The sequence below is a fragment of the Pseudomonas sp. NPDC079086 genome, assembly GCF_044542155.1.
Lineage (GTDB): Bacteria > Pseudomonadota > Gammaproteobacteria > Pseudomonadales > Pseudomonadaceae > Aquipseudomonas.
Window position 1 is genome coordinate 171,031 of record NZ_JBITTY010000004.1, and the last position, 22,423, is coordinate 193,453.

A 22,423-nucleotide genomic window follows, 5' to 3' on the forward strand; every position below is an offset into this window, starting at 1 on the left:
GGTTGAGCGTTGCGCAGCCCAATCGATGGAGTGCTTTAGCGTAAACCGCGCTGGGCTTCGTCCAGTTCGCGGATGTATTTGAAGATTTTGCGTGAAGCGGCAGGCGCTTTGTTCTGCGCCAGTTCGTGCTGGCCCTGACGGATCAATTGACGCAGGTGCTGGCGGTCGGCGTCGGGGTATTCGACGACAAATTTTTCCAGGGTGTCGTCGTCGCCGTTGAGCAAGCGGTCGCGCCAGCGCTCCAAGTTGTGGAAGCGTTCGTTGTACTGGCGGGTGGAGGCATCCAGCTGGTCGAGCAGGGTCAGGATGGCTGGGATGTCCTGGTCGCGCATCAAGCGGCCGATAAACTGCACATGGCGCTTCTTCGCGGCATTGGCAGTGTGCTTGGGCGCTTCGGCCAGCGCGCGGCGCAGCTCGTCGGTCAGCGGCAGCTTGTTCTGCAGGTCGAGTTTCAGGGTGGTTAGGCGTTGCCCCAGATCTTGTAGCGCATGAAACTCGCGCTTGACCTGGGTTTTGCTCTTCTCGCCGGAGAAGTCGTCAAGGTATTCAGACATGGTGGCGGTCCAGTGGAAAACGCCGACATGATAGCAGCAAGTTTCCAGCTGTAAGCGTCTGGCCTGTGTGGCCGCGCTTGCCGCTTATCGTTCAGGAGTTCTTATGAGTGCTGTAGACATCGTTGGCCCCGAGGCTGTGCCGCATTTGCAGGCGCAGGTGGAGCAGATTATTGCTGAAGCGAAAAAGCAGGGCGCTAGCGCCTGTGAAGTGGCGGTTTCGGTGGAGCAGGGCTTGTCCACCACGGTGCGTCAGGGTGAAGTGGAAACGGTAGAATTCAACCGCGACCAGGGCTTTGGCATCACCCTGTATGTCGGTCAGCGCAAGGGCTCGGCGAGCACTTCGGCCAGTGGCGAAGCTGCGATTCGCGAAACCGTAGCGGCAGCGCTGGCGATTGCCAAACATGCCTCCGAGGACGAATGCGCCGGTTTAGCTGATGCGGGCTTGATGGCCCGCGAACTGCCGCAGCTGGATCTGTATCACGCCTGGTCGATCACCCCAGAGCAGGCCATCGAACAGGCCTTGAGTTGCGAGGCAGCGGCTTTTGCCGCCGATCAGCGGATCAAGAATGCCGACGGCACTACGTTGAATACCCACCAGGGTTGCCGGGTATATGGCAACAGCCATGGCTTTATCAACGGTTACGCCAGTACACGGCACAGCCTGAGCTGCGTGATGATTGCCGAGCAGGGCGGTCAGATGCAGCGCGATTACTGGTATGACGTCAATCGGCAGGGCGAGTTACTGGCTGATGCCGGGAGCATTGGCCGTCGTGCAGCTGAGCGTGCGGTCAGCCGTTTGGGCGCGCGTCCGGTGCCGACCTGTGAGGTGCCGGTGCTGTTTGCTGCAGAGCTGGCGGGCGGGTTGTTTGGCAGCTTTCTAGCGGCAATTTCGGGTGGCAACCTGTACCGCAAGTCGTCGTTCCTTGAGGGCGCGTTGGGGCAGCAGTTATTCCCTGAATGGTTAACCCTCGATGAGCGGCCGCATATTCCGCGTGCGCTAGGCAGTGCTGCTTTTGATGGTGATGGCTTGGCCACTTATCCCAAATCCTTTGTCGAGCGTGGTGAGCTGCTGTCCTATGTGCTCGGCACCTATTCCGGGCGCAAGCTGGGTATGCCGAGTACCGCCAACTCAGGCGGTGTGCATAACCTGTTTGTCAGCCATGGCGATGAAGACCAAAAAGCATTGCTTAAGCGCATGGGGCGTGGGCTTCTCGTCACCGAACTGATGGGGCAGGGCCTGAATATGGTCACCGGTGATTATTCGCGCGGTGCGAGTGGTTACTGGGTGGAGAACGGTGAAATTCAGTTCCCGGTGCAGGAAGTCACCATCGCCGGCAACTTGCGCGACATGTTCAAGCAGATTGTCGCGGTGGGCAGTGATCTGGAGCTGCGCAGTAATATCCGCACTGGTTCGGTGCTGATCGAGCGCATGACGGTGGCCGGTAGCTAACCTATAGGGCACAAAAAGGGCTGCCCGTTTGTACGGTGCAGCCCTTTTTATTGCCTGCGGTTTTACTCACCTTCGTCGAAGTAATTGTTGATCAAGTCGCTCAGGGCCTGCAGGGCTTCGGCATCCTGTTCGCCTTCGGTATGCAGGTGTATGGCCGTGCCTTTACCGGCGGCGAGCATCATCACCGCCATGATGCTCTTGCCGTCGACCAGGCTCTCCGGCGTGCGGCCTACCTTAACCTGGCAGGGGAAACGCCCGGCGACGCCGACAAACTTGGCAGCCGCGCGGGCGTGCAGGCCAAGCTTGTTGATAATGGTGATTTCGCAGGCGGGCATCGCGGCAATTCCTTAACTGAGGTCGCGGTGGCGAATCTGAACGTTCTTCAGGATGGGTTTGAGGGTTTCACCTAGGCGGTTGGCCAGGTATACCGAGCGATGATGGCCGCCAGTACAACCGATCGCCACCGTGACATAGGCGCGGTTGCTGGCGGCAAAACGTGGCAGCCATTTGGTCAGGTAGGCGAGGATGTCCTGATACATGTCTTCGACATCGGCCTGTGCAGAGAGGTAATCGACTACCGGCTGGTCGAGCCCGGAGAAATCGCGCAAGTCCGGCTTCCAGTAGGGGTTGGGCAGGCAGCGCACATCGAATACCAGGTCGGCATCCACCGGCATACCGCGCTTGAAACCGAAGGATTCCAGCAGAAATGCGGTGCCTGGCTCGGGCTGATTGAGCAGGCGCAGCTTGAGGCTATCGCGCAGCTGATAAAGATTGAGGTGCGTGGTGTCGATCTTCAGGTCGGCCAGGTCAATAATCGGCCCGAGCAGCAGGCTTTCATCGGCGATGGCTTCAGCCAGCGAACGGTTTTCGTTGGTCAGCGGATGGCGTCTGCGGGTTTCCGAGAAGCGCTTGAGCAGGGTTTCTTCGTCGGCATCCAGGTAGATCACATCGCACTTGATATGCCGTGCGCGTACTTCCTCTAGCAGCTCGGGAAAGCGCTTGAGGTGGCTCGGCAGGTTGCGTGCATCAATCGACACCGCGACCTGCGGATGCAGCAGCTCGGTGTGCAGCAGGGCGCGCTCGGCCAGTTCAGGCAGCAGCCCGGCGGGCAGGTTGTCGATGCAGTAGAAGCCGTTGTCCTCAAGCACATCGAGGGCGGTGCTCTTCCCGGAGCCGGAGCGACCGCTAACGATGATCAGGCGCATGCTCAGGCTCGGTTGAGTTGGCTTTGTACGTCCACGACCACCTGATACAGGGCTTCACTGCTTTCGGCTTGACGCAGGCTGGCACGCACATCGCTGCGATCGAGCATGCTGGCGATTTGCCGGAGCAGTTCCAGGTGAGCGTCGGTGGCCGCTTCGGGCACCAGCAGGACAAACAGCAGGTCCACTGGGGCGCCGTCGATGGCGTCGAAGTCTACGGCAGAGTCCAGGCGCAGCAAGGCGCTGATCGGCGCTGTACAACCGGGCAGGCGACAGTGCGGAATGGCAATGCCATTACCGAAACCGGTCGAGCCGAGTTTTTCGCGGGCAATCAGGCTTTCGAAGATGTCTTGGCCGTCCAGGTCAGGCAGCTCGCGCGCCACCAGGTTGGCAATCTGTTCGAGAACACGTTTTTTGCTGCCGCCCGGCACGTTCACCAGGGAACGGCCGGGGGTCAGGATAGTTTCAAGTCGGATCATAGGAGATAGACGATGTCAGCGGGCCATAGCGCCCTGTTGACGTTCGAGCTGTTTTTCCTTGTGTTTGATGAGTTGTCGGTCGAGTTTATCAGTCAGTAGATCGATGGCTGCGTACATGTCTTCATGCTCGGCATTGGCGACAACTTCGCCGCCGGCAATGTGCAGGGTCGCTTCGATTTTCTGTTTGAGCTTCTCGACCTCCATGGTGACTTGCACGTTGGTAATCTTGTCGAAGTGGCGCTCCAATCGGCCGAGTTTTTCGGCGATGTAGTCGCGTAGGGCGTCGGTCACATCCAGCTGGTGTCCACTGATGTTGACTTGCATACCGCTTTCTCCTTGTTGCCGTGTGTAAGAGGCAGGCGAGAGGCCTGCCGCCGGAACACTGTGGCGTGGAAGACTCTACAAAACGAGCCTGGCACGGTCGCTGATTGCTTGCTGGCAGTATGGCTGCTTTTGCGAAAAGGCGAGGCCGGACGTGTTGTGTATCGAGTGATCGTCTTCCTTCTTCGTGCCGCCTTAGATCAATCGTTTGCGCTCACTGGAAGGCGCTATTCCGAGGGATTCACGGTACTTGGCGACCGTGCGGCGAGCGACTTGAATGCCCTGTGCTTCCAGTAAACCAGCGATCTTGCTGTCACTCAACGGCTTTTTCGCATTTTCCGCCGCGACCAGTTTTTTGATGATGGCGCGGATCGCGGTGGACGAGCATTCGCCGCCCTCGGAGGTGCTGACGTGGCTGGAGAAGAAGTATTTCAGCTCGTAAATACCACGTGGCGTGTGCATGAATTTCTGCGTGGTTACCCGCGAGATGGTCGACTCATGCATACCTACAGCTTCGGCAATATCGTGCAGCACCAAAGGCTTCATCGCCTCGTCGCCGTAATCAAGGAAGCCGCGCTGGTGCTCGACGATCTGCGTGGCAACCTTCATCAGGGTTTCGTTGCGGCTCTGCAGGCTTTTGATAAACCAGCGCGCTTCCTGCAGCTGGTTACGCATAAAGGTGTTGTCGGCGCTGGAATCAGCGCGCTTCACAAAGCCGGCGTATTGCGCGTTGACCCGCAGGCGCGGCATCGCTTCTTGGTTCAGCTCTACCAGCCAGCGCTCGTTGTGTTTGCGCACGATCACGTCGGGCACCACGTATTCCGGCTCGCTGGATTCAATTTGCGAGCCGGGGCGCGGGTTGAGGCTCTGGATCAGGTCGATAACCTGACGCAACTCGTCCTCCTTGAGCTTCATGCGGCGCATCAGCTGGCTGTAATCGCGGCTACCGAGCAGGTCGAGGTAGTCGCTGGCCAGGCGCTGGGCTTCGCTCAGCCACGGAGTTTTCGCCGGCAGCTGACGCAGTTGCAGAAGCAGGCATTCGCCCAGGTTGCGTGCGGCGATGCCGGTGGGTTCGAACTGCTGAATGCGGTGGAGTACGGCTTCGACTTCGTCGAGTTCGATGTCCAGTTCCGGGTCGAAGGCCTCGACCACTTCTTCCAGCGTTTCTTCTAGATAGCCCTGCTGGTTGATGCAATCGATCAGGGTGACGCCGATCAGGCGGTCCTTGTCCGACATCGGGGCCAGATTGAGCTGCCAGAGCAGATGACTTTGCAGGCTCTCGCCGCTTGAGGTGCGGGTGGTGAAATCCCACTCGTCATCATCGTTGGTGCTACTGGGCAGGCTGCTGGCGCTGGTCTGGTAGATGTCTTCCCAGGCGGTATCGACGGGCAGCTCATTGGGAATGCGCTCGCCCCAATCGCCTTCCTCCAGGTTGTCCACGGTCTGCGTGGCTTCCTGATAGTTGGTTTCCTGATAGGGCGCTTCGGGCTGTTCGCTGGGGCTGGCACTTTCTGCGCCATCGGCCATGGGGTCCGAATTGTCGAAATCATCGCCATCTTCCTGGCGTTCGAGCATCGGGTTGGACTCCAAGGCCTCCTGGATCTCTTGTTGCAGATCCAGGGTAGACAGTTGGAGCAGGCGGATGGCCTGTTGCAGCTGCGGTGTCATCGTCAGCTGCTGGCCCATTCTCAGGACTAGCGATGGTTTCATTGCAGACCTTATTTACCGGCGTCTGTGCGCAATCCACTACAGGGCGTTTTCAAAAAGCGCCACTAGGAAGCAAATTATATGCCTGACTTTAAGGGTTTTGCCTAGCCTTGGCTGCAGTCGGCTTGAGAAAAGCTGTGGTTACAGCCTGAACTCATGCCCCAGGTAAACTTCTTTCACTGTCTGGTTGGCCAGAATTGCTTCGGCATCACCTTCGGCGATCAGCTGGCCATCGCTGACGATATAGGCCGTTTCGCAGATATCCAGGGTTTCGCGGACGTTGTGGTCGGTGATCAATACACCGATACCCTTGGCCTTGAGGTGATGGATGATCTGCTTGATATCGCCCACGGAAATCGGGTCAACACCGGCGAAGGGTTCGTCGAGCAGGATGAACTTGGGGTTGGTCGCCAGAGCGCGGGCAATTTCCACGCGGCGGCGCTCACCACCAGACAAACTCATGCCGAGGTTGTCGCGGATATGGCTGATATGAAACTCCTGCAGCAGGCCTTCAAGTTCCTTGCGGCGTGCGGCGCCGTCGAGGTCCTTGCGGGTTTCCAGGATGGCCATGATGTTGTCGGCCACGCTGAGCTTGCGGAAGATCGAGGCTTCCTGTGGTAGGTAACCGATGCCGGCACGAGCGCGGCCATGCATGGGCTGATGGCTGACGTCGAGGTCGTCGATCATCACGCGGCCCTGATCAGCCTGCACCAAGCCAACGATCATGTAGAAACAGGTGGTCTTGCCGGCACCGTTGGGGCCGAGCAGTCCGACGATCTGCCCGCTGTCGATGCTCAGGCTGACGTCGCGCACGACCTGACGGCCTTTGTAGCTTTTGGCCAAGTGTTGGGCTTTCAATGTGGCCATTATTACTGCGCCTGCTGGTCGGCTGGTTTGTTCTTCGGCTGGATCACCATGTCGATGCGCGGACGTGGCGCAGTGACGTTGGTGCCTGTGGCTCGGCCGGCGTTGACGATCTGGCGCTGGGTGTCATAGACGATCTTCTCGCCTTCGAAGGTGTTGCCTTCTTGAATCACCTTGGCTTGGTCGATCAATACAACGCGATCATTGGCCATGAAGTATTGGATGGTCAGGCCGTAGGCTTTGACGACCTGCTTGTCGGCAGATGGCAGTTGTTCGTAGTAGGCCGGCTTGCCGACAGAGGTAAACACTTCGACATCGCCCTGGGCATTCTGGGTGATGGTCACGGTGTTGCCCGTGATTTTGAGTGTGCCTTGAGTAATCACAACGTCGCCGCGGTAGACCGCTACGCCTTGTTTGTCATCGAGCTCCGCGCTGTCAGCCTGGATACGGATTGGCTGTTCGCGGTCGGATGGCAGTGCCCAGGCGCTGACACTTCCGAGTGCGGCGCTGAGGCTGAGTAGTAGGGGGAGGGTGTTAACGAGCCTCATGCTGACCTCTTACGTTGGACAGCAGGAGCATCCTGCCGTCATTCATGTACGCTTTCATTCCTTTCGCCGTGGTCACCCCATTGGCCGCATCGATTCTAACGGCTTGCTGAGTCTGCGCATATTCCTTCTCGGGGAATACGGTCAGGCGGCTGGTGGTGAGAATAGTCGGGCGGCCTTTGGCGTCTGTGCGTTCAACGCGCACCTTGTCGATCAGTTCGACCTCAACGCCGCCTGGCGATACTTCGCCGCGCTCGCTACGGATTTTCCAGGGCAGCTCGGTGCCGCGGAAAAGGTTCATGTTTGGGCTGGCCATCAGGGTGATGTCGCTGGCCTTAATGTGCTCGACCTTGTCAGCTGTTAGGTCGTAGTGCAGCTTTCCGTCGGCCTGGTATTGAACGGTGTAGGTGTTGGTGGCGTAAAAGTCGATGGCGTTGTCAGTTTCAGCGCTGGCGGATTGCTGGTTGAAACTTTCCGGGCTGAGGTTCCAGTAGCCAAGCGCTGCCACTAGCAGTGCGACGAAGGCGAACAGGGCAATATTGAATAACTTGCGTGGCATGATTGACCTATAGGTAAGCGGCTTGAGCGGCTTCAAGGGTGCCTTGGGCGTGCATGATCAGTTCGCAGAATTCGCGGGCGGCGCCTTCACCGCCGCGAGCACGGGTAATTCCGTGGGCATGTTGGCGGACAAAGCCGTCGGCGCTGGCGACTGCCATGCCCAGGCCCACGCGGCGGATCACTGGCAGGTCGGGCAGGTCGTCACCCAGGTAAGCGACTTGTGCATAGTCTAGGCCCAGTTCGCCGAGTAGCTCATCGAGTACCACCAGCTTGTCTTCGCGCCCCTGATACAGGTGTTGAATCCCCAGGTTCTGCGCGCGGCGCTCAACCACTGGGGTTTTGCGGCCGCTGATAATAGCGGTGTGTACGCCGGAGTTGATCAGCATCTTGATGCCGTGACCGTCGAGGGTGTTGAAGGTTTTGAACTCGCTGCCGTCGACGAGAAAGTACAGCTTGCCGTCGGTAAGTACGCCATCGACGTCGAAAATCGCCAGTTTGACGCTCTGGGCGCGTTGCAATAGATCGTGATTGATCGGGGCTGTGCTCATCACATCACCCCGGCGCGAAGCAGGTCGTGCATGTTCAGTGCGCCGATTGGCATGTCGTTGTCGTCGATCACCACCAGCGAGCTGATCTTGTGGTCTTCCATGATTTTCAAAGCCTCTGCCGCAAGCATTTCCGCGCGTGCGGTCTTGCCGTTGGCGGTCATTACGTCATCGATAATGGTCTGGCGCACGTCAATGTTGCGATCCAGGGTGCGGCGTAGGTCGCCGTCGGTGAATATTCCGGCCAGGCGGCCATCGTCCTCAGTCACCACGGTCATGCCCAGGCCTTTCTGGGTCATTTCCAGCAGTGCATCACGCAGTGAAGTGCCACGTTTGACGCGTGGCAGGCTGTCGCCGGCGTGCATGACGTTTTCCACCTTGAGCAGCAGGCGTCGGCCCAATGCGCCGCCCGGATGGGAGAACGCAAAGTCTTCGGCGGTAAAACCGCGGGCTTCCAGCAGGGCAATGGCCAGGGCGTCGCCCAGCACCAGGGATACGGTGGTAGATGAGGTTGGGGCCAGATTCAGCGGGCAGGCTTCCTGGGATACGCGGGCGTCCAGGTTGACTTCAGCTGCTTTGGCTAGTGGCGACTCTGGGTTGCCGGTCATGCTGATCAATGTGATGCCGAGGCGTTTGATCAGCGGTAGCAAGGTGACAATTTCTGCGGTAGAGCCCGAGTTGGATAGTGCCAGCACCACATCGTCGCGAGTGATCATGCCCATGTCGCCGTGGCTCGCTTCTGCCGGATGCACAAAGAATGCTGTGGTGCCGGTGCTGGCCAGGGTGGCGGCAATCTTGTTGCCGACGTGGCCGGATTTGCCCATGCCGACTACGACTACGCGGCCTTTGCTGGCGAGAATTAGCTCGCAGGCACGCACAAAATCACCGTTGATCCGCGCTAGCAGATCCTGGATGGCTTCGAGTTCCAGGCGGATGGTGCGCTGCGCTGACTGGATCAGGTCGGTGGACTTGCTCATGACTTCATCTGCGGCGTACGGGCTAAAAGCTGTCGATTATAACGGTAAAGGTGCGCCTGCCCAGTGTTTCCAGTTGTCAGTTGCTTGCAGGAACTGTGCGGCGCTTAATCTTCGGCAATATGTTCAGTCTTGGGTGGGGCATGCCGCGATGGTATAGTTCGCGGCCATTTTCGGTACGTTCGACGAGCCGTAGTGCCCTTTGTTCGGGGCGGTACGTCAGTCAGGCAAGCGTTTAGCAAGGAGTCCAGATGAGCGCCGAGAACCCGTATGCAGTTGAGTTGAAGGGCGTCAGCTTTAAACGCGGCGAGCGGGATATTTTCAAAAACATCGATATTCAGATTCCCCGTGGCAAGGTCACAGGGGTTATGGGCCCGTCTGGCTGTGGCAAAACCACGCTGTTGCGCCTGATCGCCGCTGAACTCAAACCGAGCCAGGGTGAAGTCTGGGTTAATGGCCTAGATTTGCCGACGCTATCGCGCAGTGAACTGTTCGATATGCGTAAGCAGATGGGTGTGCTGTTCCAGAGTGGTGCACTGTTTACCGATCTGGATGTATTCGAGAACGTCGCTTTTCCGCTGCGGGTGCATACCAAGCTGCCGGAAGAGATGATTCGCGACATCGTGCTGATGAAACTGCAGGCGGTGGGCCTGCGCGGTGCTCTGGATTTGATGCCGGATGAGTTGTCGGGCGGCATGAAGCGCCGCGTGGCATTGGCCCGAGCGATTGCCCTGGACCCGCAAATACTGATGTATGACGAGCCTTTCGTCGGTCAGGACCCGATTGCTATGGGTGTTCTGGTGCGTTTGATTCGCCTGCTCAGCGATGCGTTGGGAATCACCAGTATTGTGGTGTCCCATGACCTGGCGGAAACCGCGAGCATTGCCGATTACATCTATATCGTCGGCGATGCCCAGGTATTGGGTCAGGGCACGCCTGACGAGTTGAAAGCATCTGAGGACCCCCGCGTACGCCAATTTATGCAGGGCATTCCCGATGGCCCGGTGCCGTTTCACTTTCCTGCGGCCAATTACCGCAACGATCTTCTGGGGGAGCGCTGATGCGCAAGACATCTGTGCTCGAGCGGGTGCGCCTGTTCGGTCGTGCCGGTATTGATGTGGTGGCCACGCTGGGGCGTTCGGGGCTGTTTTTGCTACGCGCGCTGTTTGGCCGTGGTTCGACGGGCAACAGCTTTCAGCTACTGATCAAGCAACTGTATTCGGTTGGGGTGATGTCCCTGGCCATCATTGTTGTGTCGGGCATCTTTATCGGCATGGTGCTGTCGCTACAGGGTTTCAGCATTTTGGCCAAGTACGGTTCGGAGCAGGCTGTAGGGCAAATGGTGGCCCTGACCTTGCTACGTGAGCTGGGGCCGGTGGTTACTGCCTTGTTGTTTGCGGGGCGTGCAGGGTCGGCGTTGACCGCTGAAATTGGCAATATGAAATCCACCGAGCAGCTGTCGAGTCTGGCAATGATTGGTGTGGATCCCCTCAAATACATTGTCGCGCCGCGGCTGTGGGCCGGTTTTATCTCGATGCCCCTGCTGGCAATGATCTTCAGTGTGGTCGGCATCTGGGGTGGTGCAATGGTTGCCGTCGACTGGCTGGGTGTTTATGAAGGCTCGTTCTGGGCCAATATGCAAAGCAGTGTTTCGTTTCGTGAAGATGTGCTCAATGGTGTGATCAAGAGCGTGGTCTTTGCGTTTGTCGTGACCTGGATCGCCGTGTTCCAGGGTTATGACTGTGAGCCGACTTCGGAAGGGATTAGTCGTGCCACCACGAAAACCGTGGTGTACGCCTCACTCGCCGTATTGGGGCTGGACTTTATTCTGACCGCTTTGATGTTTGGAGATTTCTGATGCAGAACCGCACGCTGGAAATTGGTGTCGGCTTGTTCCTGTTGGCCGGGTTGTTGGCCTTGTTACTGCTGGCCTTGCGCGTCAGTGGCCTGACTGTGGGCAGCAGCGACAATACCTATAAGGTGTATGCGCACTTTGAGAATATCGCCGGTTTGACGGTTAGATCGAAAGTGACTATGGCTGGCGTGACAATCGGCAAGGTCTCCGCGATCGATCTGGACCGCAACAGCTATATGGGGCGTGTGACCATGTTGCTGGACGATGCCGTGGATAATCTGCCAGCAGACTCCACCGCCTCGATTCTGACGGCGGGCCTGCTGGGCGAGAAATATATCGGTATTAGCGTGGGCGGCGAAGAAGAGCTGCTGCGCGATGGCGGCACTATTCATGACACTCAGTCATCGCTGGTGCTGGAAGATCTGATTGGCAAGTTTTTGCTCAATTCAGTCAATAAAGATCAAGCTAATTAATCGGGGTATTGAAAATGGTCAGAACACTGCGTAACGGCCTTTTTATTTGTTTGGCCGCCATGTCATTTTCGCTGCTGGCTGCTCCGGCCGCTCATGAGGTAGTTGAGCAGGCGACCAACACGCTACTGGCGGACCTCAAAACAAACAAAGAACAGTACCGCACCGATCCAAGCGCGTTTTACAGCGCATTGAACAGCATTATTGGTCCGGTAATGGATGCAGATGGCATGTCCCGTGGCGTGATGACCGTGCGCTACTCGCGCCAGGCGTCGCCAGAGCAGATGCAGCGTTTTCAGGAGAACTTCAAGCGCAGCCTGATGCAGTTCTATGGCAATGCCTTGCTGGAATACAACAATCAAGATATCCGTGTATTACCTGTTGCAGGTCAGCAGGATCCAGAGCGTACTCCGGTGAATATGGAAATCAGGGACGGTAATGGCACGGTTTATCCGTTGTCGTACACCATGGTTAACCAGGGCGGTACTTGGAAAATGCGTAACGTGATTATCAACGGCATCAACGTTGGCAAGCTATTCCGTGACCAGTTCTCCCAGGCCATGCAGGACAATCGTAACGATCTGGATAAGGTCATCGACAACTGGACCGAGACCGTCGCAAAAGCCCGCCAAGGGACCGATGCATCGTGAGTCAGGCCAGTATTAGCGAGGCATCCCCCGGCGTCTTCAGTCTGGTCGGTGTGCTCGATTACCTGAGTGCGCCGGCGCTGCGTGAGCAGGGTGCACGCTTGCTCAAGGTCAGTCAGTCGGCTACTTGCGTGCTCGATTGCGACGGCGTGGAGAAATCCAGCAGCGTCGGCCTATCGCTGTTGCTGGCGTTTATGCGTGACGCCAATGCAGCTGGTAAGACCCTGAGCGTGAGCAATCTGCCCAAGGACATGCGTGAGATCGCTGGCGTCTGCGGTTTGCTGGAGATTCTTCCGCTGCAAGCCTGAGCAGGGCTTCGGTCGGCTGGGGATAATGCGGGGTTCGCAGGCGGGGGGCTTTTTTGTATGATGCTCGACCCGCGAGCGTCTGCTCGGCTGTCGTTAATTTATGCATTGATCGAGGTTGAGCATGCAGGCCTTAGAAGTAAAGAGTCTCCTTGAGGCTAAATTGCCGGATACCCAGGTGGAAGTTGAAGGCGAAGGCTGCAACTTTCAGCTGAACCTGATCAGTGACGAATTGGCCGCTCTTGGGCCGGTCAAGCGCCAGCAGCAGATCTACGCTCACCTCAATGCCTGGATCGCCGATGGCAGTATCCACGCCGTGAGTATGAAATTCTTTAGCCGTGCCGATTGGGCCGCGCGCTCCTAAACCGAGAGAATCATGGACAAACTGATTATTACCGGCGGTGTGCGCCTTGATGGCGAAATCCGCATTTCCGGGGCGAAGAACTCTGCCCTGCCGATTCTCGCCGCTACCCTGCTCGGTGATGCGCCTGTCACCATCTGCAACCTGCCACACCTGCATGACATCACCACCATGATCGAGTTGTTCGGTCGCATGGGTATTGAGCCAATCATTGATGAAAAGCTCAGCGTTGAAGTCGACGCGCGGGCGATCAAGACCCTGGTCGCACCCTATGAGCTGGTGAAAACCATGCGCGCTTCGATTCTCGTGCTTGGCCCGATGGTCGCGCGCTTCGGTTATGCCGAAGTGGCTCTGCCGGGTGGCTGTGCCATCGGCTCGCGTCCGGTTGACCTGCACATCCGCGGCCTTGAAGCCATGGGCGCAATCATCGACGTCGAGGCCGGTTACATCAAGGCCAAGGCCCCTGAGGGCGGCCTGCGTGGTGCGCACTTCTTCTTCGATACCGTCAGCGTGACCGGTACCGAAAACATCATGATGGCTGCCACCCTGGCCAAAGGCCGCAGCGTGCTGGAAAACGCCGCGCGTGAGCCGGAAGTGGTCGACCTGGCCAACTGCCTGATCGCCATGGGCGCGAAAATCAGCGGCGCTGGTACCGACACCATCACCATCGATGGCGTTGAGCGTCTGCATGGCGCGCGTTTCAGCGTAATGCCCGACCGTATCGAAACCGGCACCTACCTGGTGGCTGCTGCGGCCACCGGAGGCCGGGTCAAGGTCAAGGATACCGATCCGACCACTCTGGAAGCGGTCTTGTCCAAGCTTCAGGAAGCCGGTGCTGAAGTCACCTGCGGTAATGACTGGATTGAGCTGAATATGCATGGCAAACGGCCTAAAGCCGTAAACCTGCGTACTGCCCCGTACCCGGCGTTCCCAACCGATATGCAGGCTCAGTTCATTGCCCTCAATGCAATTGCTGAGGGCACCGGCACGGTGATCGAAACCGTGTTCGAAAACCGCTTTATGCACGTGCATGAAATGATCCGCATGGGCGCACAAATTCAGGTTGAAGGTAATACCGCCATCGTCTCGGGCGTTGAAACCCTCAAGGGTGCACCCGTTATGGCCACTGACCTGCGTGCGTCGGCCAGCCTGGTGATTTCGGCGCTGGTTGCTCAGGGCGATACCTTGATCGACCGCATCTACCACATCGACCGTGGTTATGAGTGCATCGAAGAGAAGCTGCAGTTGCTGGGGGCGAAGATTCGCCGCGTGCCGGGCTAAGACCATGCTGACTATTGCCCTTTCCAAAGGCCGGATTCTCGATGACACCCTGCCGCTGCTGGCAGCAGCGGGCATCGAACCGACCGAGAACCCGGATAAAAGCCGCAAGCTAATCATTCCCACCACGTTAGATGATGTGCGCCTGTTGATTGTGCGTGCCACCGACGTGCCTACCTATGTCGAACACGGCGCGGCGGACCTCGGCGTTGCCGGCAAAGACGTGCTGATGGAGTACGGTGGTCAGGGTTTGTATGAGCCGCTGGACCTGCGTATTGCCCAGTGCAAACTGATGACCGCTGGCGCCGTGGGTGCGCCTGAGCCGAAAGGTCGGCTGCGGGTGGCGACCAAGTTCGTCAACGTGGCCAAGCGTTATTACGCCGAGCAGGGTCGTCAGGTCGATATCATCAAGCTGTATGGCTCGATGGAGCTGGCGCCGCTGGTGGGCTTGGCTGACAAGATCATCGACGTGGTCGATACCGGCAACACCCTGCGCGCCAATGGCCTGGAAGCCCAGGAGCTGATCGCTACGATCAGCTCGCGCCTGGTGGTGAACAAGGCGTCGATGAAAATTCAGCACGCGCGCATTCAGGCGTTGATCGACACCTTGCGCGATGCGGTCGAAGCGCGACACCCCCGCTGAGTCTTATGGCCGCCGCTGTGCGGCCTAGCCTATCCGCGTTATAGCCAAAATTCTCAGGTGCCCGCGCGGAGTGGTTGTTACTCTACGGGCGCCCGAGCATTTGCCAATTAAGAGGCCCGCTATGACCGCTCCTATCGCTATCCGCCGACTCAATGCCGCTGACCAGGACTTTGCCCAGCATCTGGATCATCTGCTGAGCTGGGAAAGTGTTTCGGATGATGCGGTCAACCATCGCGTGCTGGATATCATCAAAGCCGTGCGTGAGCGTGGCGATGCGGCATTGGTTGAGTTCACCAAGCAGTTTGACGGCCTGGATGTGTCTTCCATGGCTGATCTAATCCTGCCGCGCGAGCGCCTGGAACTGGCCTTGACGCGTATTACCCCCGAGCAGCGCCAGGCCCTCGAAGTGGCGGCCGAGCGCGTGCGCAGCTACCACGAACGGCAGAAACAGGACTCCTGGAGCTACACCGAGGCCGATGGCACGGTGCTGGGCCAGAAAGTCACACCACTCGATCGCGCCGGCCTGTATGTGCCGGGTGGTAAGGCCTCCTATCCGTCCTCGGTGCTGATGAACGCCATCCCGGCCAAGGTCGCCGGCGTGCCGGAAGTGGTGATGGTGGTGCCGACGCCGCGTGGCGAGATCAATGAGATTGTTCTGGCTGCCGCTTGCATTGCCGGCGTCGACCGCGTGTTCACCATCGGTGGCGCTCAGGCTGTCGCCGCGTTGGCCTATGGCACCGAAAGCGTGCCGCCGGTGGACAAGATCGTCGGCCCGGGCAATATCTATGTCGCCACCGCCAAGCGCCACGTATTCGGCAAGGTTGGCATCGACATGATCGCCGGTCCTTCGGAGATTCTGGTGGTGTGTGACGGCCAGACCGACCCGGACTGGATCGCCATGGACCTGTTCTCCCAGGCCGAGCACGACGAAGACGCCCAGTCGATTCTGGTCAGCCCCGATGCGGCCTTCCTTGACCGCGTCGCCGAGAGCATCGCCAAACTGCTGCCGACCTTGGAGCGCGAGACGATTGCCCGCACTTCGCTGGAAGGTCGCGGTGCGCTGATTCTGGTGGCCGATATGGCGCAGGCCATTGAAGTGGCCAATCGCATTGCCCCAGAGCACTTGGAGCTCTCGGTAGAAACCCCCGAGCAGTACTTGCCGCTGATCCGTCACGCGGGCGCGATCTTTATGGGCCGCTACACCGCCGAGGCCCTTGGCGATTACTGCGCAGGCCCCAACCACGTGCTGCCGACCTCCGGCACTGCGCGCTATTCCTCGCCGTTGGGGGTGTATGACTTTCAGAAGCGCTCGTCGATCATTCATTGCTCGGCTGAGGGTGCGTCGGAGCTGGGCAAAGTTGCCAGTGTGCTGGCTCGTGGTGAGTCGCTGACCGCCCACGCCCGCAGCGCCGAATACCGCATCAAGAACTGAGTTTTCAAGGCGCGCCATGCGCGCCTCACCCAAGAATCGAATTCGAGGAGAGAAGGGTAGATGAGCAAATTCTGGAGCCCCTTCGTTAAAGACCTGGTGCCTTATGTGCCGGGTGAGCAGCCAAAACTGGCCAAGCTGGTCAAGCTCAACACCAACGAAAACCCTTATGGCCCGTCGCCCAAGGCCATCGCGGCCATGCAGGCCGAGGTCAATGACAACCTACGCCTGTACCCGGACCCCAATAGCGACCGGCTGAAGCAGGCGGTGGCTGATTACTACGGCGTGCAAACCAGCCAGGTATTTGTCGGCAACGGTTCCGATGAAGTGCTGGCGCATGCCTTCCACGGCCTGTTTCAGCACGGCCAGCCGCTGCTGTTTCCGGATATCAGCTACAGCTTCTATCCAGTCTACTGCGGCCTGTATGGCATCGACTCCGTGCAGGTGCCGCTGGATGAGCAGTTCCAGATTCGTGTGGAAGATTACTCGCGGCCCAACGGCGGCATTATCTTCCCCAATCCCAACGCACCGACCGGCTGCCCCCTGGCGCTGGACGCCATCGAGCGTCTGCTCAAGGCCAACCCGGATACCGTGGTACTGGTCGACGAGGCCTATATCGATTTCGGCGGTGAGACGGCGATCAGTCTGGTCGATAATTACCCGAACCTATTGGTAAGCCAGACGTTGTCCAAGTCGCGCTCTTTGGCTGGGCTGCGGGTTGGGATTGCGGTCGGTCACCCGGACCTGATCGAGGCGCTGGAGCGGATCAAGAACAGCTTCAATTCTTATCCGCTGGATCGCATGGCAATTGCGGGTGCGGCGGCGGCGTTTGAGGACAAAGCGTATTTCCAGCAAACCTGTCAGCAGGTGATCGACAACCGTGAGGTTGTGGTGGCTGGGCTGGAGAAGCTGGGCTTTGCGGTGTTGCCTTCGGCGGCGAACTTTGTCTTTGCCCGTCACCCGGATAAAGATGCAGCGACCCTGGCCGCTGGCCTGCGTGAACAGGGCGTGATCGTGCGTCACTTCAAGCAGCAGCGCATTGCCCAGTTCTTGCGTATCACCATTGGCACGCCGGAGCAGAACCAGGCGCTGCTAGACGCGCTGCATAGTCTGTAATTCGCAGCCATAAAAGCCGGAGCAGTGCTCCGGCTTTTTATTGTCGGTTATTTTTCCGCGCGCGTTATTCGTGGTGCGCTTCGCCGAGAAAGGTCAGCGAGGTGAACAGTCCGCGCGTTTCGATATCCTTGTCCCCCTTGACTGGCAGGCTGATCGAGGCGCTGATGATATTCAGCCCTTCGTTGCGCACCAACACCTGTGCGCGGCCATCGGCGTCGGTGGTGGCACTGACCTGATGCGGCGCCCCGCGGTAGTCGCCTATCAACTCGACCCCTGCAGCAGGCTTGCCATCCACCAGCACACGCACCGCCAGCGGTTTGCCAGGACCGATCTTGAGCGGGTCGACCTCGGGCAGGATTACCATTTTCAGTTGATCCAGCTTCGGCAGCTCTGCGCCTTCCTGATAAATCGCCAGGCTGTATTTGAAAGTGTGCAGCGACTCGGTCGAGTTGGGCACTTTGCCGCGGCCCTGGTTGATCCACTGTTTGTCCGGAGTCAGTGACCAGGCGCCGTTGTCCAGCGCCACGCCGAGCACCGCCGGGGTTTTCAGTGGTTGCAGGCGGGCGTGATCGTCCAGTCGCTGGACGGTGACCGGGATCATTGTGCCGGTGCGGTCATAGGCCCAGGCACCGCTGACTTTCTCGGCCTTGAAGGCGTTGTCTTCCGCGCCATGGCCGTAAACGGTTTCGATATGGCCGCGGCGTTGTTCGGTCCACAGGCCGTGGGCCTGGACTTGCCCGGCGAGCAGGGCGGCGAGTAAAGCAGTGAGGAGGGCGGGTTTGGCAATACGCATACTGGAGTTCCTTGAGTGGTGGGTCAGAGATTGAGGGTCAGGCTGAGGCTGAGGTTGCGCGGGTCGCCGGGCATGACCCAGACGCTGTTGTAGGCGCGCTCGTAGTACTCGCGATCGAACAGGTTGTTAAGGTTCAGGCCGATACTGAGGTCATCGCTGGCCTGGTAGCGCGCGAGCAGGTCGACGGTGCTGTAGGCCGGTAATTCAAAGCTGCTGCCCGCTTGCCCCGAGCGATCCCCTACGTAGTTGAACGCGGCGCCTATGTCCGAACCGCGCAGGTGGCCGTCCTGAAATTGGTAGACGGTGAGCAGGCTGCCGCTGTGGCGGGCAACGCCGAGCAGTTTGCTGCCGGCTGGCAGGCTGTTGTCTTCGGTCACTTCGGCATCGATATAGGCGTAAGCGCCGATAATGCGCACGGCATCGCTGAGCTGGCCGCTGAACTGCATATCCAGGCCCTGACTGCGCGCCTTGCCGGCAGCGATGCTGTCGCCGGGGTTGGTCGGGTCGGCGGTCAGCACGTTTTCCTTGTCGATATGAAACAGCGCGATGGTCGCGCCCAGGCGGCTGTCGAGTAGGTCGAGCTTGAGCCCGGCTTCATAGCCAAGACCCTTCTCCGGTTTGAATACCGTGCCCTGGCTGCTGATGCTGTTGGGCTTGAACGAGGTGGAGACGTTGGCGAACACACCGACCTGCGGTGTCAGCTGATAGAGCAGGCCCGTGCGAGCGGTGGCGACATCCTTGTTCTGCTCATTGCGGACCCGGGTGCTGCGGTTCTGCGCGGTTTGCTCATAGCGCTCGAAGCGCGCGCCGATCAGGCCGCTGAGGTGTTCGCTGAAGCTGATCTGGTCCTGCAGGTTGAGGGCATAGCTTTCGGTGTGTTCGAAGAAGTCGTTGGGATTGACGATGGCCGGCTTGGCCTGGCCGTACTGCGGTTGGTAGATATTTTGGCCGTAGCCCAGGGTGGTCGCGCTTTGCGGGTACTTCTGGCTGTTGCGGTAGTTCTCATACTCCAGGCCAGCGAGGGTCTGGTGCTGCCAGCTGCCTAGGTTGAAGCTGCCGTGCAGCTCGGCCTGGGTAATGCTGTCGTTCCATTCGAAGCTGCGCTGGCGGTAGAAGCGCGTCAGGGTGTCACCGACCAGGCGTGACGGTTCGGAACTGTTGCCTTGCAGGCGGCCCTGCGCGTAGTGGTTGGCCAGGCGCAGCTTCCAGTTGTCATTGAGGTAGCGCTCCAGGCTGACCTGCAGCATCTGGTTGTCGTTTCGCACGCTGCCGTCGTTCGGTTCGCCCATAAAGCTGGAGTTTTTCACCGCGCCCATGCGGTTGTTCACCGCCGGAATACCACGGTCGAATACCGACTCGGTGCGGGTGAATTCGCTCTCGATCAGCAGCAGGGTGTCGGCGTCCAGCTGCCAGCTCAACGAGGGGCTGACGATTTGCCGTTCGCTGCCGCCATGGTCGCGAAAGCTATGGTTGTCCTCGACCGCCAGGTTGACCCGTGACAACAGGGTGGCGTCGTCATTCAGTGGGGTGTTGACGTCCAGGCTGCTGCGGTAGCGATCCCAGCTGCCGGCACTGGCCTTGAGTTGGCTGAAAGCCTCGGCCTGCGGTTTCTTGCTGACGATATTGATCATGCCGCCTGGGTCGCCACGGCCATACAGGCTGGCGGCCGGACCTTTGAGTACCTCGATGCGTTCGATACTGGAGGCGTCCGGCGAGCTGTAGCTGCCACGGTTGATGGCGAAGCCGTTCTTGTACAGCTCGCCGGTGGTGAAGCCGCGCACGCTGTAATTGAGGAAGGTCAGGCCGCCGAAGTTATTCTGCCTGGATACGCCTCCGACAAAGTCCAGGGCGCGGTCGATGCGCGTGGTGCCCAGGTCATCGAGCACCTGCGCGGGCACCACGTTGATGCTCTGGGCGATCTGCGCAATCGGTGTATCGGTGCGTGTGGCACTGGCCGAGCGAGTCGCGCGATAGCCTTGCACTGGGCCGTCCGCCTGTTCCTGGCGCGCGGTTACGGTGGTCGCGGTTAGTTCGACGGGGTTTTCTGCTGCTGCGGCAAAGGCGCTGGGGACCAGCAGACTGGCGAGTAAGGCGTGGGCGGCGCGCAAGGGACAACATCCTTCAAATGAATTTAATGTAATAACGTAACATTAAAATTGAGAGGGGTTATCGCTTGCGCTGCGAAAATTGAAAATGAAGGAGGGTCAGCTGCCGTTGACGGGCGGTCTTACGCCTATTTCTGCGGTCAGTTGCAGTGGTTTGCCGTTGCGCAGGATGTCGATGCTGATCTTCTCGCCCGGCTTGGCGCGAGCCACTTGGTTCATTGAGCTGCGACCATCTCCAGCAGCCTTGCCATCGATACTGAGGATCAGATCGCCGGGCTGTAGGCCTGCCTTCTGTGCTGGCCCGTCACGGTAAATGCCGGCGACGACGATGCCGGGGCGCCCGTCCAGGCCAAAGGACTCTGCCAGTTCCGGGGTCAGCGGTTGTACTTCGATGCCCAGCCAGCCGCGAATCACTTGGCCATGCTCAATAATGGCCTGCATCACATCCATCGCCAGCTTGGTCGGAATGGCGAAGCCAATGCCTTGTGAGCCGCCTGACTTGGAGAAAATCGCCGTGTTGATGCCGACCAGATTGCCGTAGGCGTCGACCAGTGCGCCGCCCGAGTTGCCGGGGTTGATCGCAGCGTCGGTCTGGATAAAGTCCTCGTAGGTGTTAAGGCCCAGTTGGTTGCGCCCGGTGGCGCTGATGATACCCATGGTCACGGTCTGGCCAACGCCGAACGGGTTGCCAATGGCCAGGGTTACGTCGCCAATACGGATATTGTCGGAGCGACCAAGGATGATAAACGGCAGGTCCTGGAGGTCGATCTTCAGCACCGCAAGGTCGGTTTCCGGGTCGCTGCCGATCAGTCGGGCCAAGGTTTCTCGGCCATCCTTCAGGGCCACGACGATCTGATCAGCACCGTCGACCACATGGTTATTGGTCAGCAGGTAGCCTTCCGGGCTCATGATTACCGCCGAGCCGAGGCTGGATTCCATGCGCCGCTGCTTGGGCAGGTTGTCACCGAAGAACTTGCGAAACTGCGGGTCCTCGAACAGCGGATGTGCGGGTTTATTGACGAATTTGGTGGTGTATAGATTGGCCACTGCAGGCGATGCGGTCTTGACCGCATCGGCATAGGACACCGGACCTTCCTGCATGCGGCTATAGAACGGTGCCTGGCGTACGTGCACGTCCTGCCCAGGCAAGCCAACCCATTGCGGGAAATACTGCATGATCAGCAGTGCCGACAGCACGCCGACCAGCAGGGGCCAGCCGAGGAAACGCAGGGACTTGAACATCGATCCAATCCTGAGGGTTGCCGGGGGCAGGTGCGCCCCTTAAGGTGCGCCATTATAGAGAAGCCGCTGAGAATAAAGCAGCGCCTCGCAACTGTTGATAAGGAAACCTTATGGCCATTGCCCTGGCGACCCTGGTGGAAGAAGCCGACCGCTACCTGAATGCCGCGCGCATTAGCGATTACTGTCCCAATGGCCTGCAGGTTGAAGGCCGGCCGCAGGTGCGGCGTATCGTCAGCGGGGTGACCGCCAGCCAGGCGCTGGTCGATGCAGCGGTCGAAGCGCAAGCCGATGTGCTGCTGGTGCACCATGGCTACTTCTGGAAGGGCGAGAATCCCTGCGTCACCGGCATGAAACAGCGGCGCCTTAAAACCCTGTTGGCCAACGACATCAGCCTGTTGGCCTATCACCTGCCGCTCGATGTGCACGCCGAAGTAGGCAATAACGTGCAGCTAGCTGCCCAGCTGGGTATCACGGTGGAGGGGCCGCTGGAACCGGAAAACCCACGCACTGTTGGTCTAGTCGGTTCGCTGTCTGAAGCCATGAGCCCGCACGACTTCGCCCGTCATGTGCATCAGGTGCTCGGTCGTGAGCCCCTGCTGGTTGAGGGTGATGCGATGATTCGTCGAGTTGGCTGGTGCACAGGCGGCGGCCAGGGCTATATCGATCAGGCGATTGCCGCTGGCGTTGATCTGTATCTGACCGGTGAAGCCTCCGAACAGACGTTCCACAGCGCCCGTGAAAATGGCATCAGCTTTATTGCCGCTGGACATCACGCCACCGAGCGTTATGGGGTGCAGGCGTTGGGCGATTACCTGGCGCGGCGCTTTGCCATTGAGCACCAATTTATTGATTGTCCTAACCCCATATAAGGCCTCGATGCGGGCTTTCCTGTAGGTATAAACCTAGATCGTTTCGATCTAACCACTCTCCTGATTAGACGAAGGTGCTGTGCTAGAGTGCGCCTTCGTCCGCGGCCATCG

Annotated in this window: 26 protein-coding genes; 12 read left to right on the top strand and 14 right to left on the bottom strand. The window is 59.1% G+C overall.

Annotated features, from left to right (window positions below):
• Positions 1 to 35: 35 nt before the first annotated feature.
• The gene (gene yjgA, locus ACIGEK_RS18825) at positions 36 to 554 is read right to left on the bottom strand and encodes a ribosome biogenesis factor YjgA (RefSeq protein ID WP_397494776.1); all 519 of its coding nucleotides are present in this window, start codon (positions 552 to 554) and stop codon (positions 36 to 38) included.
• Between the two features lie 103 nt (positions 555 to 657).
• Between yjgA and pmbA the strand changes: the two genes are divergently transcribed.
• A complete protein-coding gene (gene pmbA, locus ACIGEK_RS18830; protein WP_397494777.1) occupies positions 658 to 2,004 on the top strand; it encodes a metalloprotease PmbA in 1,347 nt (448 codons plus the stop codon).
• 62 nt (positions 2,005 to 2,066) lie between these two features.
• Here the strand turns inward: pmbA and ACIGEK_RS18835 are convergent, their stop codons facing one another.
• From ACIGEK_RS18835 to ACIGEK_RS18880, 10 genes are all read right to left on the bottom strand, one after another.
• Positions 2,067 to 2,339, bottom strand: coding sequence for an HPr family phosphocarrier protein (locus tag ACIGEK_RS18835; protein WP_397494778.1), 273 nt, complete (start codon positions 2,337 to 2,339; stop codon positions 2,067 to 2,069).
• Between the two features lie 12 nt (positions 2,340 to 2,351).
• On the bottom strand, positions 2,352 to 3,209 hold the full coding sequence (gene rapZ / locus ACIGEK_RS18840) for an RNase adapter RapZ (protein WP_397494779.1): 858 nt from the start codon (positions 3,207 to 3,209) through the stop codon (positions 2,352 to 2,354).
• Positions 3,210 to 3,211: 2 nt separating this feature from the next.
• Entirely contained in the window at positions 3,212 to 3,685 is a 474-nt protein-coding gene (gene ptsN, locus ACIGEK_RS18845) for a PTS IIA-like nitrogen regulatory protein PtsN (RefSeq protein ID WP_160016093.1), read from the bottom strand.
• Positions 3,686 to 3,700: 15 nt separating this feature from the next.
• Entirely contained in the window at positions 3,701 to 4,009 is a 309-nt protein-coding gene (gene hpf, locus ACIGEK_RS18850; protein WP_090255510.1) for a ribosome hibernation-promoting factor, HPF/YfiA family, read from the bottom strand.
• A 192-nt stretch (positions 4,010 to 4,201) separates the two neighbouring features.
• Positions 4,202 to 5,716, bottom strand: a complete 1,515-nt coding sequence (locus ACIGEK_RS18855; protein WP_397494780.1) for an RNA polymerase factor sigma-54 — start codon at positions 5,714 to 5,716, stop codon at positions 4,202 to 4,204.
• A 138-nt stretch (positions 5,717 to 5,854) separates the two neighbouring features.
• On the bottom strand, positions 5,855 to 6,580 hold the full coding sequence (lptB, locus tag ACIGEK_RS18860; protein WP_090255506.1) for an LPS export ABC transporter ATP-binding protein: 726 nt from the start codon (positions 6,578 to 6,580) through the stop codon (positions 5,855 to 5,857).
• 2 nt (positions 6,581 to 6,582) lie between these two features.
• Complete coding sequence (lptA, locus tag ACIGEK_RS18865; protein ID WP_397494781.1) at positions 6,583 to 7,125, bottom strand: lipopolysaccharide transport periplasmic protein LptA; 543 nt, start codon at positions 7,123 to 7,125, stop codon at positions 6,583 to 6,585.
• Positions 7,112 to 7,681: an LPS export ABC transporter periplasmic protein LptC gene (gene lptC / locus ACIGEK_RS18870; RefSeq protein WP_397494782.1), complete on the bottom strand. Its 570-nt coding sequence runs from the start codon at positions 7,679 to 7,681 to the stop codon at positions 7,112 to 7,114. Before lptC ends, lptA begins: the two co-directional genes overlap by 14 nt.
• 7 nt (positions 7,682 to 7,688) lie before the next feature.
• A complete protein-coding gene (locus ACIGEK_RS18875) occupies positions 7,689 to 8,228 on the bottom strand; it encodes a KdsC family phosphatase (protein WP_397494783.1) in 540 nt (179 codons plus the stop codon).
• Positions 8,228 to 9,202: a KpsF/GutQ family sugar-phosphate isomerase gene (locus ACIGEK_RS18880; RefSeq protein ID WP_397494784.1), complete on the bottom strand. Its 975-nt coding sequence runs from the start codon at positions 9,200 to 9,202 to the stop codon at positions 8,228 to 8,230. Before ACIGEK_RS18880 ends, ACIGEK_RS18875 begins: the two co-directional genes overlap by 1 nt.
• A gap of 248 nt (positions 9,203 to 9,450) precedes the next feature.
• Here ACIGEK_RS18880 and ACIGEK_RS18885 point away from each other — a divergent pair, with 248 nt between their 5' ends.
• The 10 genes from ACIGEK_RS18885 to hisC all read left to right on the top strand — a co-directional run bounded on the left by ACIGEK_RS18885 (position 9,451) and on the right by hisC (position 17,303).
• Positions 9,451 to 10,260, top strand: a complete 810-nt coding sequence (locus ACIGEK_RS18885) for an ATP-binding cassette domain-containing protein (RefSeq protein ID WP_397494785.1) — start codon at positions 9,451 to 9,453, stop codon at positions 10,258 to 10,260.
• Positions 10,260 to 11,057, top strand: coding sequence for a lipid asymmetry maintenance ABC transporter permease subunit MlaE (mlaE, locus tag ACIGEK_RS18890; RefSeq protein WP_160016087.1), 798 nt, complete (start codon positions 10,260 to 10,262; stop codon positions 11,055 to 11,057). The genes ACIGEK_RS18885 and mlaE overlap by 1 nt, the downstream gene beginning before the upstream one ends.
• The gene (gene mlaD, locus ACIGEK_RS18895) at positions 11,057 to 11,527 is read left to right on the top strand and encodes an outer membrane lipid asymmetry maintenance protein MlaD (RefSeq protein ID WP_397494786.1); all 471 of its coding nucleotides are present in this window, start codon (positions 11,057 to 11,059) and stop codon (positions 11,525 to 11,527) included. Before mlaE ends, mlaD begins: the two co-directional genes overlap by 1 nt.
• A gap of 14 nt (positions 11,528 to 11,541) precedes the next feature.
• Entirely contained in the window at positions 11,542 to 12,174 is a 633-nt protein-coding gene (locus ACIGEK_RS18900) for a phospholipid-binding protein MlaC (protein WP_397494787.1), read from the top strand.
• Complete coding sequence (locus tag ACIGEK_RS18905; RefSeq protein ID WP_397494788.1) at positions 12,171 to 12,479, top strand: lipid asymmetry maintenance protein MlaB; 309 nt, start codon at positions 12,171 to 12,173, stop codon at positions 12,477 to 12,479. Before ACIGEK_RS18900 ends, ACIGEK_RS18905 begins: the two co-directional genes overlap by 4 nt.
• 121 nt (positions 12,480 to 12,600) lie before the next feature.
• Entirely contained in the window at positions 12,601 to 12,840 is a 240-nt protein-coding gene (locus tag ACIGEK_RS18910; RefSeq protein ID WP_397494789.1) for a BolA family protein, read from the top strand.
• Between the two features lie 12 nt (positions 12,841 to 12,852).
• On the top strand, positions 12,853 to 14,118 hold the full coding sequence (gene murA / locus ACIGEK_RS18915) for a UDP-N-acetylglucosamine 1-carboxyvinyltransferase (RefSeq protein ID WP_397494790.1): 1,266 nt from the start codon (positions 12,853 to 12,855) through the stop codon (positions 14,116 to 14,118).
• 4 nt (positions 14,119 to 14,122) lie between these two features.
• On the top strand, positions 14,123 to 14,758 hold the full coding sequence (hisG, locus tag ACIGEK_RS18920) for an ATP phosphoribosyltransferase (protein ID WP_397494791.1): 636 nt from the start codon (positions 14,123 to 14,125) through the stop codon (positions 14,756 to 14,758).
• Positions 14,759 to 14,879: 121 nt separating this feature from the next.
• Positions 14,880 to 16,190: a histidinol dehydrogenase gene (hisD, locus tag ACIGEK_RS18925; RefSeq protein WP_397494792.1), complete on the top strand. Its 1,311-nt coding sequence runs from the start codon at positions 14,880 to 14,882 to the stop codon at positions 16,188 to 16,190.
• Positions 16,191 to 16,250: 60 nt separating this feature from the next.
• Positions 16,251 to 17,303, top strand: a complete 1,053-nt coding sequence (gene hisC, locus ACIGEK_RS18930; protein ID WP_397494793.1) for a histidinol-phosphate transaminase — start codon at positions 16,251 to 16,253, stop codon at positions 17,301 to 17,303.
• Between the two features lie 64 nt (positions 17,304 to 17,367).
• Here hisC and ACIGEK_RS18935 read toward each other — a convergent pair whose 3' ends face one another.
• The 3 genes from ACIGEK_RS18935 to algW form a co-directional block, all read right to left on the bottom strand.
• Complete coding sequence (locus ACIGEK_RS18935) at positions 17,368 to 18,096, bottom strand: DUF4198 domain-containing protein (protein ID WP_397494794.1); 729 nt, start codon at positions 18,094 to 18,096, stop codon at positions 17,368 to 17,370.
• Between the two features lie 23 nt (positions 18,097 to 18,119).
• Complete coding sequence (locus ACIGEK_RS18940; protein WP_397494795.1) at positions 18,120 to 20,204, bottom strand: TonB-dependent siderophore receptor; 2,085 nt, start codon at positions 20,202 to 20,204, stop codon at positions 18,120 to 18,122.
• Between the two features lie 96 nt (positions 20,205 to 20,300).
• A complete protein-coding gene (gene algW, locus ACIGEK_RS18945; RefSeq protein WP_397494796.1) occupies positions 20,301 to 21,443 on the bottom strand; it encodes a Do family serine endopeptidase AlgW in 1,143 nt (380 codons plus the stop codon).
• A gap of 110 nt (positions 21,444 to 21,553) precedes the next feature.
• On the opposite strand from algW, the gene ACIGEK_RS18950 reads away from it, so the two are divergent.
• Entirely contained in the window at positions 21,554 to 22,312 is a 759-nt protein-coding gene (locus ACIGEK_RS18950) for a Nif3-like dinuclear metal center hexameric protein (RefSeq protein ID WP_397494797.1), read from the top strand.
• Positions 22,313 to 22,423: the final 111 nt, after the last annotated feature.